Here is a 15,286-nt window from a genome sequence, read left to right on the forward strand (position 1 = left end):
GGGTGTCCCTGGGCTGGGTGTCCCTGGGCTGGCCGTCCCTGGGCTGGGTGGGACGAGCCCGGCCGGCCCCCGACCAAGCCCCCGACGCCGGGCGCGGTCGTCGCTCCCTGCCGGTTTTCTGCCTGTCGTCGACCACGCTGCTGAGGATACGGGCCCGTCAGGACTGCAGCCGGTTCGGCAGCAGCGGCGCCATCATCGCCGGGCAGTACGTCGCCACCGCGACGATCGCGAACTTGCCCGCGCTGGCGTAGGACATCCCGGTGTTCTCGGCCATCCTGGCCACGACGGAATCGAACGACCCGCCCGGGGAGAACAGCGACGGGCACACCGACTGACCCAGCGCCTGGGTGGTGGCCGGCTGGGAGTAGGCGATGCCGGCGTTGGTCAGCGCCGACAGGAAGGCGTTGCCCAGCATGTCCGCACGGATGGGCGCCGCCGCCGCGCCGGCCAGGGCGACCAACGCCGCGGCCACTCCCAGGAACTGCACGAAAGTCGCTTGCGCACGCGTCGCCGAAGTCATCGTGACAACACTGGCCAACGCGGATCACAGCCACGGCACGGTGAGATAAAGGTTTGCGCTCTAACGCGTTTTGCGGTCGCGGATCGTTCCGGCCGCGTACTAGACCCTCTCGACCCCGGCAATGTTGCGTTTGCCGCGGCGCAGCACCAGCCACCGGCCGTGCAGGAAGTCGGAGCTCTGCGGTGCCCACTCCTCGGTCTCGATGCGCACGTTGTTGACCGACACGCCGCCCTCGCCGATGGTGCGGCGGGCGGCCTTCCTGCTCTCGGACAGGCCGCTGGCCACCAGCAGGTCGACGATGCCGTCGGGGCCGCCGGGCTCGAGCTCGGCCACCGACGTCTCCCGCAGCGCCGCCGCCAGCGTCGGCTCGTCGAGGCGATCGAGCTCACCCTGGCCGAACAGCGCCCGGCTGGCGTGCTCGACGGCCTCGGTGGCCGCCTCGCCGTGCACCAGGACGGTCAGCTCGCGGGCCAGGCGCCGCTGGGCGACACGCTGCTGCGGGCGCTCCGCGGTGGCCTGCTCCAGCTCGGCCAGCTCGTCGGCGGTCAGGAAGGTGAACCAACGCAGGTAGCGGATCACGTCCGCGTCGGCGCTGTTGAAGAAGTACTGGTACCACGCGTACGGGGTGGTCAGCTCCGGGTCCAGCCACAGGCTGCCGCCGCCCGTCGACTTGCCGAACTTGGTGCCGTCGGCGGCGGTCACCAGCGGGACCGTCAGCGCGTGCACCGACGCGCCCAGCGTCTGGCGGACCAGTCGGACCCCGGCGATGATGTTGCCCCACTGGTCGGAGCCGCCGATCTGCAGCGTGCAGCCGTGGCGCCGGTGCAACTCGACGTAGTCGTTGGCCTGCAACAGCATGTAGCTGAACTCGGTGTAGGAGATGCCCTCGCCCTCCAGGCGCCGCCGGATGGTGTCGCGATCCAGCATCACGTTGACCGAGAAGTGCTTGCCCAGGTCGCGCAGGAACTCGATCGCCGACAGCCGGCTGGTCCAGTCCAGGTTGTTGACGACGATGGCGCCGGTTTGTGACGCGTCGAAGTCCACGAACCGCTCCAGCTGCCCCCGGATGCGCTCGGTCCACTGCGCGACGGTGTCGGCCTCGTTGAGGGTGCGTTCGCCGACCTCGCGCGGGTCGCCGATCATGCCGGTCGCGCCGCCGGCCAGCACGATGGGGCGGTGCCCCGCGCGCTGGAACCGGCGCAGCGCTAGCAGCGGCACCAGGTGTCCGGCGTGCAGGCTGGGCGCGGTCGGGTCGAAGCCGGCGTACACCGTCATCGGGCCGCGGCGGGCTTCGGCGGCCAGCGCGTCGAGGTCGGTGGACTGCGCGATCAGCCCGCGCCAGCCCAGTTCGTCGAGGATCATGGCGTCGATTTTTCCAGTGCGCGCCGGGCTAGTCGCCGGCGCCCGGCGCCGGCGCCCGCGGGCTGCGGCGGTAGGCCGACACCTCCGGCCGGTCGGCGAGCCACAGGCGCCACGGCCGGTCGGCCGCCCGGCTGACCCCCACGCGCGGGCCCGCGACGGCGGCGTCCGCCGGCCCGTTGAGCGTCAGCCGCACCGCGGCGTCCGGGTCGAACACGTCGGTCCCGTTGTCGGCCATGGTGATTCCCAGGGCCGAACACAGATTGCCCGGGCCGCGCGCCAGCGCGGCCTCGCGCACCGACTCGCCCCGCCGCGACCGGGCCAGGTGCAGGCCGTCCTCGATGACGGCGGCCCGCAGCAGGACGGCCGCGGCGGTCCCGTCGGGCCCGCACGAGACGTTGGCGCAGACGTGGATTCCATGGCTGCGGTAGGTGTAGAGCCGCCCGGGGGGCCCGAACATGACGGCGTTGCGGGCGCTGGGGCCGCGGTAGGAGTGGGCGGCGGCGTCCGGCCAGGGCCCGTCGGGAACCCCACCGTAGGCCTCGACCTCGACGACCGTGGCGCGCACGCCCCGGCAGGCGATGGTGGCGCCGAGCACCCGGTGCGCGGCCTCGACCGGGTCGACCAACAGCCGGCGTGCAGCCACCCGTCGAAACTACCGGCACCGCGACCATGGCAGGATCCCGGTGTCTTAAGGACGTCAGGGGCGAAAGAAGGAGCCCACCTCATGCATGCGATCGACCCCGCCGCCACCGCGTGGCTGCTGGCCAGCACCGCCCTGGTCCTGCTGATGACCCCGGGCCTGGCCATCTTCTACGGCGGCATGGTCCGCACGACCGGGGTGCTCAACATGATCATGATGAGCTTCATCGCCATACCGCTGGTCACGGTGGCGTGGCTGCTGGTCGGCTACACGATCGCGTTCTCCGACGACACCGCCGGCGGCCTGGTCGGCAACCTTCGACACGCCGGGATGCTGGGCATCACCCCCGGCACCGTCCACGGCGCGGTGCCCGAGCTGCTCTTTGCCACGTTCCAGTTGACGTTCGCGATCGTCACCGCCGCCCTGGTCAGCGGAGCGATCGCCGACCGCGCCAAGTTCGCCGCCTGGATGGTGTTCGTCCCGGTGTGGGCGATCGTCGTGTATTCGGTTGTCGCCCACTGGGTGTGGGGGCCCGGCGGCTGGCTGGCGAAGCTGGGGGTACTCGACTACGCGGGCGGTCTCGTCGTCGAGATCGTCTCGGGTTCCTCGGCCCTGGCGCTGGCGCTGGCGCTGGGGCCCCGCCTCGGCTTCAAGAAGGACGCCATGCGGCCGCACAACCTGCCGCTGGTCATGCTCGGTGTCGGGCTGCTGTGGTTCGGCTGGTTCGGCTTCAACGCCGGTTCGGCGCTGGCCGCCAACGGCACCGCCGCGGCGATCTTCCTCAACACGCTCGTCGCCGGCTGCCTGGGCATGCTCGGCTGGCTCTCGGTCGAACAGTTCCGCGACGGCCGGCCCACGACGTTCGGCGCGGCGTCCGGTGTGGTCGCGGGCCTGGTGGCCATCACCCCGTCGTGCGGTACCGTGGACACCCTCGGCGCGGCGGTCGTCGGACTCGCCGCCGGTTTCGTGTGCTCGTTCGCGGTGGGCGCGAAATTCCGTTTCTCTTATGACGATTCGCTCGACGTGGTCGGGGTGCACTTCGTCGGCGGTGTCGTCGGCGTGTCCCTGATCGGGCTGCTGGCCACGGCCGTGATGACCTCGGGCCCGCGGGGCCTGTTCTACGGGGGCGGCTTCACCCAGCTCGGCAAGCAGTCGCTCGCGATCGTCGTCGTCGCGCTCTACGCGTTCGCCGTGTCGTTCGTGCTGGCCACGCTGATCGATCGGGTGATGGGCTTCCGGCTGAGCGCGGAAGACGAGACCACCGGCGTCGACCTCACGCAGCACGCCGAAACCGCCTACGCCGAAGGTGTGCACGGGCATCTGCCCCAGCGCGGCCTGGGTTCGCGCTCCGCATAACCGCGAGAGTGCGCCTGGCGACGGGTTTCGCGAGTGCGCCCGTCGGTAGCTGCACTCTCGTCGCCCTTGACAACCCCTCATCTCAGGACGATTATTCATCATATGATGAGTTCATCGAGTGATGAATTATTGGCGAGGGGTCATCTCCCCGCGGTCAGCATCGAGCATCTGCGCGTTATCCGCGGCAAACGCGCCGCGCTGCATGACTTTTCGGTGCAGATCGCCCAGGGCACCATCACGGGCCTGCTCGGTCCATCCGGCTGCGGCAAGACCACGCTGATGCGCAGCATCGTGGGCACCCAGATCGTCAAGTCGGGCACCGTCACGGTGCTGGGCCGGCCCGCCGGAAGCCCGGCGCTGCGCCGGCGGGTCGGATACATGCCGCAGGATCCGACGATCTACAACGACCTGCGCATCGTCGACAACGTCCGCTACTTCGCCTCGCTCTACGGCTATGACAGCCGCGCCGCCAACGAGGCCATCGACCGGGTCGGCCTCACCGACCATCGGACCGCCTTCTGCGGCAACCTTTCCGGCGGCCAGCGCACGCGGGCGTCGCTGGCGTGCGCGCTGGTCTGCCAACCAGAGCTGCTCGTGCTCGACGAGCCCACCGTCGGTCTGGACCCGGTGCTGCGGGTCGATCTGTGGGAGCAGTTCACCGAACTGGCACACGCCGGGACCACCCTGCTGGTCTCCAGCCACGTGATGGACGAGGCCGACCACTGCGACGACCTGCTGCTGATGCGCGAAGGCCACCTGGTGGCCCACACCACCCCGACCCGACTACGAGAGGACACCGGATGCACGTCACTGGAGGACGCGTTTCTGTCCATCATCAAGCGCAGCACGAAGCAAAAGGCGGGTTAGGGCTCAAGGCCTACGCGGCGACGACGACGCGGATCCTGCGCCAGGTGGCAGCCGATCACCGCAGCGTCGCGCTGATCCTGCTGGTGCCGATCCTGGTCATCACGCTGATGTACTTCATGTTCGAAAACGCCCCGCACCGCCCGGGCTCCCCGTCGCCGTTCAACAACGCCTGTCTGATCCTGCTAGGCCTCTTCCCGCTCTTCGTGATGTTCATCATCACGTCGATCACGATGCAGCGCGAGCGGGCCTCCGGGACGCTGGAGCGCATCCTGACCACTCCCCTGCGCCGGCTCGACATGCTGATGGCCTACGGCACCGCGTTCTCGATTGCGGCTGCGGTGCAAGCGGTTCTGGCGTGCATCGTGTCGTTTTGGTTCCTCGGCTTCGACACCGCCGGCAGCCCGGTGTGGGTGTTCGTGATCGCGATCGTCAACGCCGTGCTGGGCGTCGGGCTCGGCCTGCTGTGTAGCGCGTTCGCGCGCACCGAGTTTCAGGCCGTGCAGTTCATCCCGCTGGTGATGGTGCCCCAGTTCCTGCTCGCGGGCATCATTGTGCCCCGTGCGTTGATGGCGCATTGGCTGCAGTGGGTCAGCAATGTGCTGCCGGCCAGCTATGCGCTGGAGGCCTTGCAGCAGGTGGGCGCGCACTCCGAGCTGACCTATATCGCGGAGCGCGACATCGTCGTCGTGCTCGGTTTCGCGATCGCCGCGCTGTGCCTGGCGGCGGCGACGCTGCGGCGGCGGACGCCCTAGTGGCGATCGCAAGCGCGGCGAGGCCGGGCGCTGCGGGTCGCCACGGAGGGTCCTAGTGGCGGATACCAAGACCCGGCGGCGGCCGGGGCGCCCGGCCGGGACCTCCGACACCCGCAACCGCATCCTGGCCAGCGCCCGAGAGCTCTTCGCCAGCAAGGGGATTCGCAATACGTCGATACGGGCGGTCGCCGCGGGAGCGGGCGTCGACTCGGCGCTGGTCCATCACTACTTCGGCACCAAGGAAAAGCTGTTCGCCGCCGCCGTGCACATCCCGATCGACCCGATGGACATCATCGGGCCGCTGTGCGAGGTGCCGATCGAAGAGATCGGCTACCAGTTGCCGTCAATGCTGTTGCCGCTGTGGGATTCCGAGCTGGGCACGGGATTCATCGCGGTGCTGCGTTCGATCCTCGCCGGCTCGGAGGTCAACCTGTTCCGTACGTTCATCGAGGACGTGATCGCGGTGGAGGTGGGCCCACGCGTCGACGATCCGCCGGGCAGCGGCGCCATCCGCGTCCAATTCGTCGCGTCACAGTTGGTGGGCGTGGTGATGGCGCGCTACATCCTGGAATTGCAGCCGTTCGCGTCGCTGCCCGCCGAGCAGATCGCGCGCACGATCGCCCCGAACCTGCAGCGCTACCTCACCGGGGATCTGCCGGACGGGCTTGCGCCGTGAGCCGGGCGTGCTCGTCGTCGTCGTCGACGTCGCGGGCCTCGTCGATCAGCAGCACCGGGATGCCGTCCTCGATGCGGTAGGCGCGGCGCAGCCGGGGGTTGTAGAGCAACTCCCCCCCGCCGTCCCGGGCGACCAGCAGCAGCGGGCCCCGGTCGGCCGGGCACACCAGGATGCTCAGCAGTGTGTCGTCGATCATCACGAGGCGCCCCCCATCTCGGACCGGGCCCCCGGGGTCAGCCGGCGGAACTGGGTGCCGTCGGTGTCGAAATACCACGCCTGGCGCCCGGCCTTGGGGATGCCGGCCGCGCGCAGGGCGCTGACGGTGGGACGGAAGCTGGCGCTCAGCGTCAGCTCCGGGACCACGTGCACGACGTCGGGCCCCAGCCCGACGGGAATCTTCGCCACCGCCTCGGTCAGGTCGGCCGCGGTGATGGTGGCCCCGGGCAGCAGCGTCACCGCCGACACCGCGACCTGCCGGTCCCCGACCGCCACGTTGTAGGTGACCGCCAGGTCGACGCCGTTGATGCCGCCCAGCGCGTCGGTGACCGGTTCGGCGTAGACCAGGCCGCGCGCGGTGCGCACCACCGACCCGCGCCGGCCCAGCAGCCAGTAGTCGCCGTCCTCGTCGCGACGGAACAGGTATTCGGTGGAGATCCAGGTGTCGCCGGCGGCGAACACCCCCCGCTTGACCGACGCGGTGGGGTCGATCGGCCCGTTGGACGCCGCGAGCAGCACCCCCACCTGGTTGACCTCGGCGGTCTGCACGAAGCCGCGCTCGTTCTCCAGGATCAGGTCGCGTTCGGTGTCGTAGGCGCCCAGCTCGATGCGCCCCGCGCCGGGCAGCGGGCGGCCCTTGCTGCCGATCTTGGCGCCGGACACGTTGGCCAGCACCGCGTGCCCGTCGGTGGTGGCGAAGAACTCCACCACGTTGGCGGGGGCGAACGCGTCGAGAACCCGCGTCCACAGCCCGGTCGGCATGCCCGAGCCGATGAACAGCCGCACCGGGTGGTTGCCGTGCAGCACGAACGCCGGGTCGTCGACCACCTCGCGCAGCATCGCCCACGTGTAGGACACCACGGTGACGCCGTACTGGCGCACCTCCCGGATGAAACGCTCGGGGTCCAGGCCCCGCGACAACGCGATGCGGGTGCCGCCGACCACCGCGCCGCCGAGGCTGACCAGCAGCGCCGACTCGTGGTGCAGCGGCGTCAGGCAGTACACGGTGTCGCGGCGGTCCAGGGCGGCCGTGGACGCGGTGCCGAACGCCGACACCGCCCAGCGGTAGTTGGTGATGTGCTTGGCCACCAGCTCGCCGCCGGCGGCGTTGAACGCGATGAACGCCAGGTCGCGGGCCAGCCCCGGGTTGGGGCGGTACCAGGCCGGCAACTCGACGGCGCCGGGGTCGATGCGCTCCATGTCGATGACGTCGGCGCCCTCGGGCAGGTCCAGCTCGCGGGTCTCGCCGCCGCCGAGCACCAGCACCTGCCCGGTCGTCTGGCGCCCGGTGGCGAGCGCCGCCTCCAGGTTGGTGGGGTCGGTCAGGATCTCCGACACGCCCCCGAGGCGTGCCGAGGCGGCCAGGTCGGCGTCGGCGCGCATCACCACGGCGACCGCGCCCAGCCGCGACAGCGCGGCGATCGCGACCAGTGCGCTGGGCCGCGTCTCCATCAGCACACCCACCCGGTCGCCTTGGCGCACCCCGACGTCGATGAGGCCGCGCACGACGTTGTCGATGCGCCGGTTCACCGCCTGGTAGGTGTGCACGCGCCCGTCGAACAGCAGGAACTCGCCCTTGGGCGCGTCGTGCGCCTGCTCCTCGATGATGCGGCCCAGCGAGATCCGGGTGTGGTCGTTGATCTGGCCGAGGCGGGCCAGGCGCGGCAACGTGCGGACCGTCTCCACGGCCAGCGTGCGCACGGATTTGTTGGCCGAGACGACGGCGCCGGCCGCGCCGCGCGCCATCGCCAGCGCCGCCTCCGAGACCTCCCCGATGCCGTGCGCGAGCCGCGAACTCAACGCCACACCGCTGTCGGTGTGCTCGTCGGGCTGGTCGGCCATCAGGTCGATGCCGTCCGGTTTGTCGCCGCCGGTGGAAAGCCACTTCACCCAGTCGGCGACGGTCGGCCAGCTCTGCTGGGCCGCTTTGGTCCCGACCACCAGGCCGAAATGGCCTGTGCGGATGATGCATTCGTAGACTTCGGCGTTCGGGGCGGCGCGGCGGATGCCGCGCACCGACGCGGGCTGGCCGATGTCGTCGACTTCGCCGACGAACGCCAGCACCGGGCAGGTGATGTCGGTGAGGGTGACCATCTGTCCGTTGATCGCGAAACCGCCGGTCATCATCCGGTTGTGCGCGATGAATTGCTTGAGCAACTCCGAGACGGCGGGGCCCGACCAGGCGATCCAGCCCTCGGACTCGAGGAATCTGCGCTGCTGTTCGCGCGGCAGCAGCGCCTCCCGGTCATGCAGTTGGCGCACGAAGTCGAGGCGGGCTTTGGCGGTCTTGAGCGGGTCAAGCATCTGAAATCCCGTTCGCGCCAACCAACTTGGGATGTCCAGCCAGCTGAAGACATGGTCGGCCATGAAATTGGCGGCCGCGGCGCCCAGGTTCGGCGGGATGTTCATCGGCAGGGCGGCCAGGGTGTCCACCGGCGAGCCGAACGCCACGACGCTGGCGATGTTCTTCGAACGCCGGTAGGCCGCGGCCTGGTAGCAGAACATGCCGCCCTGCGAATACCCGACCAGGTGCACGTCGCTGCCGGTGGCGTCCCGGACGGTGTCGATGGCCCGGCTGAGCGCCACGATGTGGTCGGTCAGGTTGCGCCGCATCCCGCCCTCGACCTTGTCGGGTGAGCCGAAGTCGATGACCCAGGGGTCCAGCCCGTTGGCGTGCAGGATCCCCACCGCGCCGTCCTCGCGGGTGACGTCCCACATGTCGGCCGACATCATCATCGGATGCACCATCAGCACCGGCGGACCGACCCGCCCCTGCCCGGGCCGGCTGTCCGGGGGAAAATACCGCCGGAGCTTGTACATCGCCACGCTCTCGACGGTCTGTGACGGCGACGGGACGCTGCCGGTCTCCAAACCCCCGAGGCGCAGCACCTCCAGCCCGTTCTGCGCCGTGGCGACCAGGCGCCCGACCGGTCGTGTGATCACCGACAAGTTCAGATCCACCGCTGCTCCCTGATTCTCGACAGCCTGGACATCATGGCACACGAGCGTCCTTTGCGGTCCTGATCAGGCCGTTCGCCGGCCGCCGGGGTCGCGGGAGCCGGCTGCGTCCGTGCATGAACCGTTCGCAAAATGGGCATGTGTAACTCACAGAAACGATCAGGAGTACAGCGAGGGACACACGCGATGACTGTGAACTTCCAAGACGGTTTTGCCCCCGGCCCGGATGGGCAGGTGAGCAGCTACGACGGGCCGGGCGGCGCCAACGGTTCGCCGCGCACCGCGCAGAGCCCGGATACGGGTGCGCAGGAGGTGCACAGCCCGGTCGACCTGGTGCTGGGGCCCGGCGAGCCCCAGCAGGTGGGCAGGTTCCGCTTCTTCCTGGACGGCGAGCGCTGGGAGTGGTCGGACGCGATCGCCCGCATGCACGGCTACCAGCCGGGCAGCGTCGAGCCCACCACCGAACTGCTGCTGGAACACAAGCATCCCGAAGACCGCGAGCGCGTCGCGGCCGTGCTCGAACACGTGCGCAAGGGGGAGCCGTTCAGCAGTCGGCACCGCATCATCGACACCGCCGGGCGGACCCACTGGGTCGTGGTCGCCGGCGACCGCATGGTCGATGACGACGGCAAGTTCATCGGCATGTCCGGGTTCTACGTCGACGTCACCGAGTCGCTGCAGTCGACCATCACCGACGTCATGTCGTCGGTGGCCGTCGCCCGGGCGCGGATCGAGCAGGCCAAGGGAGTGCTCATGGCCGCCTACGGCATCTCCGCGGAGCGCGCGTTCCACATCCTGGCCTGGCGTTCCCAGGAAGCCAACGTCAAACTGCGCGACCTGGCTGCACGGTTCCTCGACGTCGTGTCGGACGGCAGAGCGCCGGCGGACACCCGAAGCCACGTCGACCACGCCCTGCTCACCCTCGACTAGCGCGGGGCTCGTCGGTCCGGTCGCGAGGTCGGCGCCCGGTGTCGGCCTCCGACTAAGGTCGACCCGGTGGCGCACCTGCTGGGGGCCGAGGCCGTACACCTGGAATATCCGACTCAAGTGGTCTTCGAGTCGGTCACGCTCGGCGTCAACGACGGCGCGCGCATCGGCATCGTCGGACGAAACGGGGACGGCAAGTCCAGCCTGCTCGCCCTGCTGACCGGTCAACTCCGGCCGGACTCCGGCCGGGTCACGTGGCGCAGCGGGCTGCGGGTGGGCGCGGTGGGCCAGGCCGACACCCTCGACCCGGACCACACCGTGGGCTGGACCCTGGTCGGCGACCAGGCCGACCACCAGTGGGCGGGCGACCCGCGGGTGCGCGACGTCGTCGGCGGCCTGGTGTCCGACATCGGCTGGGACGCGAGGGTAACCACCCTCAGCGGGGGGCAGCGACGCCGCGTGCAGCTGGCCCGGCTGCTGGTCGGCGAATGGGACGTGATCGCCCTCGACGAGCCGACCAACCACCTCGACATCGAAGGCATCACCTGGCTGGCCGACCATCTGCGGCAGCGCTGGGCCCGCAACACCGGCGGCCTGTTGCTGGTGACCCACGACCGCTGGTTCCTCGACGAGGTCGCGACGACGACATGGGAAGTGCACGACGGCATCGTCGAACCCTTCGAAGGCGGGTACGCGGCCTACGTGCTGCAGCGCGTCGAGCGCGACCGGCTGACCGCCACCGCCGAGGCCAAGCGGCAGAACCTGATGCGCAAGGAACTGGCCTGGCTGCGCCGCGGCCCGCAGGCGCGGACCTCGAAGCCCAAGTTCCGCATCGAGGCCGCCACTCAGCTGATAGCCGACGTGCCACCGCTGCGCAACACCGTCGAGCTGGCCAAGCTGGCGAGCGCCCGGCTGGGCAAGGACGTCATCGACCTGCTCGACGTGTCGGTTTCCTTCGCGGGCCGCCCGGTGCTGCGCGATGTCGAATGGCGGATCGGCCCGGGTGAGCGCACCGGCATCGTCGGCGCCAACGGGGCCGGCAAGTCGACACTGCTGGGGTTGATCGCCGGCACCATCGCGCCCGACAGCGGGCGCGTCAAACGCGGCAAAACCGTGCGGCTGGCGGTGCTCGACCAGCAGGGCGAGATGCTCACCCCGCTGGCCGGGGACCGGATCGCCGACGTGCTGGGCCGGCTGCGCAGCGGCTACCGGGTCGACGACCGCGAGGTCACCCCGACGCAGCTGCTGGAGCGGCTCGGGTTCGGCGGCGGCCAGCTCTCCGCGCGGATCGCCGACCTGTCCGGGGGCCAGCGGCGACGGCTGCAGCTGATGCTCACGTTGTTGTCCGAGCCGAACGTGTTGCTGCTCGACGAGCCCACCAACGACGTCGACACCGACATGCTGACCGCCACCGAGGACCTGCTCGACTCCTGGGCGGGCACGTTGATCGTCGTGTCGCACGACCGCTATCTGCTGGAGCGCGTCACCGACCAGCAGTACGGAATCCTCGACGGCCGGCTGCGGCATCTGCCCGGCGGCATCGACGAGTACCTGCGGCTGGCGGCGCAGCGCACCGCTGAGGCCCCCGCCGAGCCGGCGCGCGCCGAGCCGCAGGCGATGTCCGGGGCCGAGCGGCGTGCCGTCGAGAAAGAGCTGGCCTCGCTCGACCGCCAACTGGCGCGCCTGGCCGAACGCGTCGCGGCCAAGCACCTCGAACTCGCCGCACACGACCAGTCCGACCACGTCGGGCTGGCCCGGCTCACCCGGGAGCTGCGCGGGCTGGACGACGACGTCGCCGCGGCCGAAGCCCGCTGGCTGGAGCTGTCGGAGACGCTCGAACAGTCGGTGTGACCGCGGGTTCGGCGGACCCGTGGGCGCGTGCGGGTCAGTGCCAGCGCAGCAACACCATCTCGGCGCAGAATCCCGGCCCCATCGCGAGCATCAGCCCGGGGCTTTCGCTGGGCGGCGGCTTGGCGATGGTGTCGCGCAGGATGTGCAGCACCGAGGCCGACGACAGGTTGCCGATCTCCCCCAGCGAGCGCCACGTCAACTCCAGCGCCTCGGGCGGCAGTTCGAGGCTCTCGGTGATCGCGTTGATGACCTTGGGGCCGCCGGGATGGGTGACCCACGCGCCGATGTCGTCCCTGGTCAACCCGTGCGTGGCGAGGAACCCGTTGACGTCGTCGGCAAGGTAGCGGTCGATGAGTGTGGTCAGCTCCGGGGACAGCACCAGTTGGAGACCGGCCGAACTGACGTTCCAGCCCATGATGTTCAGCGAGTCGGGGTACAGGCGGCTGCGCGTGTCGACGATGTCCGGGCCGCTGGCGCGCAGTTGCTTGTCGCGTTCGGCCCGGCGCTCCCCCACGGCCACCACCGCGGCCGCGCCGTCACTGAACAGGGCGCTCCCGACCAGGCCCGACACGGTGGGTTTGCACGCCGGATACGTCAGCGAGCACAGCTCCACCGAAAGCAGGACCGCGACGTCGTCGGGCGCGCCGCGCAGGTAGTCGTGCAGCCGGGCCACACCCGCCGCGCCGGCCACGCAGCCGAGGCCGAACAGCGGCATCCGGCGCACGTCGGGCCGCAGGCCCAGCCGCCCGGCGATCCGGGCATCCAGCGACGGTACCGCGACGCCGGTGACCGTCGTGGTGGCGATCATGTCGATGTCCTGGGGCTGCAGGCCCGCCTCGTCCAGCGCGCCGAGCAGGGCCTGGCAGCCCAATTCGACGGCGTTTTCGAGGAAGATCTCGTTCGCTTCGCCGAAGTCGGTCAGCGACGCGTACCTTTCCAGCGGCAGGACGAGGTGTCGGGCGTTGACCTTCGCCGCGGCGTGCAGGCGCCGAACGATTTCCTCGTGCTCTTTGAGCCCGGGGAACTGGACGAACTGCTCGGTGATCTCGCTCTGGCTGTACCTGTTCGGCGGCAACACCCCGAACACACCCGCGATGACGCTCAATTTCTCTACCTCCGGTGCCCCCGCCCGAAAAACGCCCCCCGCCACCGAAAACTCTAGGGCGTAACTATCAATGCCGCAAAGTCAAGCTATTGAACACATGTCGTATTAGGACACGGTTTTCGTCGCGTAATCGCCCCTGCCAGCGGGAATTTCGTCAGGGAACGTCATCGGGTTCGTCCGGATCGAGTGCCATTGCCACCAATGCGTCGGGGCTCAGCGAGTCGATTTCGTCAGCGCCGACGGATGCATCCGAAGCCACCGGCTCGCCGGCAAGCAGCAGAAGGTCGTCAAGCAATCCGGTGCGGCGCAGTTCGCCTATCGTGATCTTGCGCAGCAACGACCAGATCCTTTCTTCTTCGGATGCCGCGGGCTCGCTGTGACGCAGCCGCTGGTGCAGGTGCTCGGCCAATGCGGCCGGAGTCGGATAGTCGAAGATCAGGGTGCGGGACAAAGCCAACCCGACGTCGCCGCTGAGGCGATTGCGCAGTTCGACCCCGCTCATCGAATCGAATCCCAGGTCTTGGAAGGCCCGGTCGGTCTGGATGCCTTCGCCGGTCGGGTGACCCAGAACGATCGCCGCATTCGCGCACACCAGTTCCACGAGCCGGCGCCGCTGATCCCCGGCAGACAACCCGTGCAGCCCGTCGGCCCGGGTCGGCGGTCGCGGCGGCGTCTCCCCTCGTTCGCCCAGCCAAAATCGCTGCCTTTCAAAGCCGTACGTGGGCAACTCGACCGGGTGGGCGTCGACGTCGGCGAACACCCCGGCCCAGTCGACGGTTACGCCGGTAGCGAACAGCCGCCCGGCGGCATCGAACAACGAGTCGATTTCGGGCCGGCCCTTGGGCATCGTCGCCACCGCGGTGGCGTGCTCGTTCGTCAGGGTCTGCGCTATCGCAGCGCTCAGACCACGCCCGGGGCCGACCTCCACGAAGACGCCGACCCCCAGCGACTCGGCCAACCGGACGCCGTCGACGAAACGCACCGGGCGACGCACATGCTCCACCCAATACTCCGGCGAGCCATACCCAGGACCGGCCAGTCGGCCAGTCACGTTGGATATCAAACTAATTCGTGGCTCGGCGGGCGTCACGCCGGCCACTACCGCACCGAAGTCGCCGATCATCGGCTCCATCAAGGCCGAATGAAACGCGTGCGACACAGCCAGTCGGCGCACCCGGCGGCCACCCCGGGCCAACCGGTCCGCCACCGCGTCCACCGCATCCGCGGCACCGGAGAGCACCACCGAGGCCGGACCGTTGACCGCAGCGATGCTCACGCCGTCGACGAGTACGGGGGTCAACTCGGACTCCCCCGCCTCCACCGCGACCATCACCCCGCCGTTGGGAAGCGCCGCCATCAACCGGCCCCGCGCCGCCACGATCTCGGCGGCGTCCCGAAGCGACAGCGCGCCGGCGACATACGCCGCGGCGATCTCGCCCACCGAATGCCCCATCACCAGGTCGGGCACCACACCCCACGACTGCCACAACGCCGCCAGGGCCACCTCGACGGCGAACAGCGCCGGCTGAGCAAACTCCGTGTTGCGCAACAGGTCCGGTTCGTCCCCCCACATCACCCGCTTCAGCGGCACCCGCATCCGGGCATCCAACACCTGGGCGGCGTCGTCAAACGCCTTGGCGAACACCGTAAACCGTCGGTAAAGCCCACGGCCCATCGTCAACCACTGCGCGCCCTGTCCCGGAAAGACGAACGCCGTCGTGCCCACCGGCCGCGCCCGCCCCGCGATGACGCCGGCGGCCGGCTCGCCGGCAGCCAGATCCGCCAGACCGGCGGTCAACTGCTCGCGATCCGAACCCACCAGCACCGCCCGGTGCTCGAAGACCGAACGCGTGGCGACCAACGACCACGCCACGTCGCAGACCCGGAGCCCCGCGTCGGCGGACACGTGCGTCAGCAACCGCCTCGCCTGGTTGGCCAGCGCCGCGGCCGAGCGCGCCGACAACACCCACGGCACGGCCGCATCGACACGGTGGGCCACGGGGCTTTCCGGGGTCGGGGGTCCCTGCTCGACGATCACGTGCGCGTTCGTCCCGCC

The 15,286-nt window shown here is 70.1% G+C and carries 13 protein-coding genes; 6 read left to right on the plus strand and 7 right to left on the minus strand.

What is annotated here, in order from left to right:
• Window positions 1-157: 157 nt before the first annotated feature.
• The 3 genes from FPZ47_RS22205 to FPZ47_RS22215 all read right to left on the minus strand — a co-directional run bounded on the left by FPZ47_RS22205 (window position 158) and on the right by FPZ47_RS22215 (window position 2,525).
• Window positions 158-520: a DUF732 domain-containing protein gene (locus FPZ47_RS22205; protein WP_144951525.1), complete on the minus strand. Its 363-nt coding sequence runs from the start codon at window positions 518-520 to the stop codon at window positions 158-160.
• Window positions 521-619: 99 nt separating this feature from the next.
• The gene (gene tyrS / locus FPZ47_RS22210) at window positions 620-1,891 is read right to left on the minus strand and encodes a tyrosine--tRNA ligase (protein WP_144951523.1); all 1,272 of its coding nucleotides are present in this window, start codon (window positions 1,889-1,891) and stop codon (window positions 620-622) included.
• Window positions 1,892-1,910: 19 nt separating this feature from the next.
• Window positions 1,911-2,525, minus strand: coding sequence for a DNA-3-methyladenine glycosylase (locus tag FPZ47_RS22215; protein ID WP_144951521.1), 615 nt, complete (start codon window positions 2,523-2,525; stop codon window positions 1,911-1,913).
• Between the two features lie 81 nt (window positions 2,526-2,606).
• On the opposite strand from FPZ47_RS22215, the gene FPZ47_RS22220 reads away from it, so the two are divergent.
• From FPZ47_RS22220 to FPZ47_RS22235, 4 genes are all read left to right on the plus strand, one after another.
• Complete coding sequence (locus FPZ47_RS22220; RefSeq protein WP_144951519.1) at window positions 2,607-3,878, plus strand: ammonium transporter; 1,272 nt, start codon at window positions 2,607-2,609, stop codon at window positions 3,876-3,878.
• Window positions 3,879-3,980: 102 nt separating this feature from the next.
• Entirely contained in the window at window positions 3,981-4,745 is a 765-nt protein-coding gene (locus tag FPZ47_RS22225; protein WP_144951517.1) for an ABC transporter ATP-binding protein, read from the plus strand.
• Window positions 4,679-5,497, plus strand: a complete 819-nt coding sequence (locus FPZ47_RS22230) for an ABC transporter permease (protein ID WP_210419964.1) — start codon at window positions 4,679-4,681, stop codon at window positions 5,495-5,497. The genes FPZ47_RS22225 and FPZ47_RS22230 overlap by 67 nt, the downstream gene beginning before the upstream one ends.
• 55 nt (window positions 5,498-5,552) lie before the next feature.
• Window positions 5,553-6,173, plus strand: a complete 621-nt coding sequence (locus tag FPZ47_RS22235) for a TetR/AcrR family transcriptional regulator (protein ID WP_144951515.1) — start codon at window positions 5,553-5,555, stop codon at window positions 6,171-6,173.
• Here the strand turns inward: FPZ47_RS22235 and FPZ47_RS22240 are convergent.
• Both FPZ47_RS22240 and FPZ47_RS22245 read right to left on the minus strand, forming a co-directional pair.
• Window positions 6,139-6,369 carry a Trm112 family protein gene (locus tag FPZ47_RS22240; protein WP_144951513.1) on the minus strand — a complete coding sequence of 77 codons (231 nt, stop codon included), beginning with the start codon at window positions 6,367-6,369 and terminating at the stop codon, window positions 6,139-6,141. The two genes, FPZ47_RS22235 and FPZ47_RS22240, sit on opposite strands and share 35 nt — an antisense overlap.
• Complete coding sequence (locus FPZ47_RS22245; RefSeq protein ID WP_144951511.1) at window positions 6,369-9,350, minus strand: acyl-CoA synthetase; 2,982 nt, start codon at window positions 9,348-9,350, stop codon at window positions 6,369-6,371. The genes FPZ47_RS22240 and FPZ47_RS22245 overlap by 1 nt, the downstream gene beginning before the upstream one ends.
• 183 nt (window positions 9,351-9,533) lie before the next feature.
• Between FPZ47_RS22245 and FPZ47_RS22250 the strand changes: the two genes are divergently transcribed.
• Both FPZ47_RS22250 and FPZ47_RS22255 read left to right on the plus strand, forming a co-directional pair.
• Window positions 9,534-10,277: a PAS and ANTAR domain-containing protein gene (locus FPZ47_RS22250; protein ID WP_144951509.1), complete on the plus strand. Its 744-nt coding sequence runs from the start codon at window positions 9,534-9,536 to the stop codon at window positions 10,275-10,277.
• Window positions 10,278-10,343: 66 nt separating this feature from the next.
• On the plus strand, window positions 10,344-12,125 hold the full coding sequence (locus tag FPZ47_RS22255; RefSeq protein WP_144951507.1) for an ABC-F family ATP-binding cassette domain-containing protein: 1,782 nt from the start codon (window positions 10,344-10,346) through the stop codon (window positions 12,123-12,125).
• A 34-nt stretch (window positions 12,126-12,159) separates the two neighbouring features.
• Here FPZ47_RS22255 and FPZ47_RS22260 read toward each other — a convergent pair whose 3' ends face one another.
• Together FPZ47_RS22260 and FPZ47_RS22265 are read right to left on the minus strand one after the other, a co-directional pair.
• A complete protein-coding gene (locus tag FPZ47_RS22260; RefSeq protein ID WP_144951506.1) occupies window positions 12,160-13,230 on the minus strand; it encodes a type III polyketide synthase in 1,071 nt (356 codons plus the stop codon).
• 154 nt (window positions 13,231-13,384) lie between these two features.
• A partial coding sequence (locus tag FPZ47_RS22265) for an acyltransferase domain-containing protein (RefSeq protein WP_145039596.1) occupies window positions 13,385-15,286 on the minus strand: 1,902 nt, incomplete at its 5' end.

Source organism: Mycobacterium helveticum (assembly GCF_007714205.1).
Lineage (GTDB): Bacteria > Actinomycetota > Actinomycetes > Mycobacteriales > Mycobacteriaceae > Mycobacterium > Mycobacterium helveticum.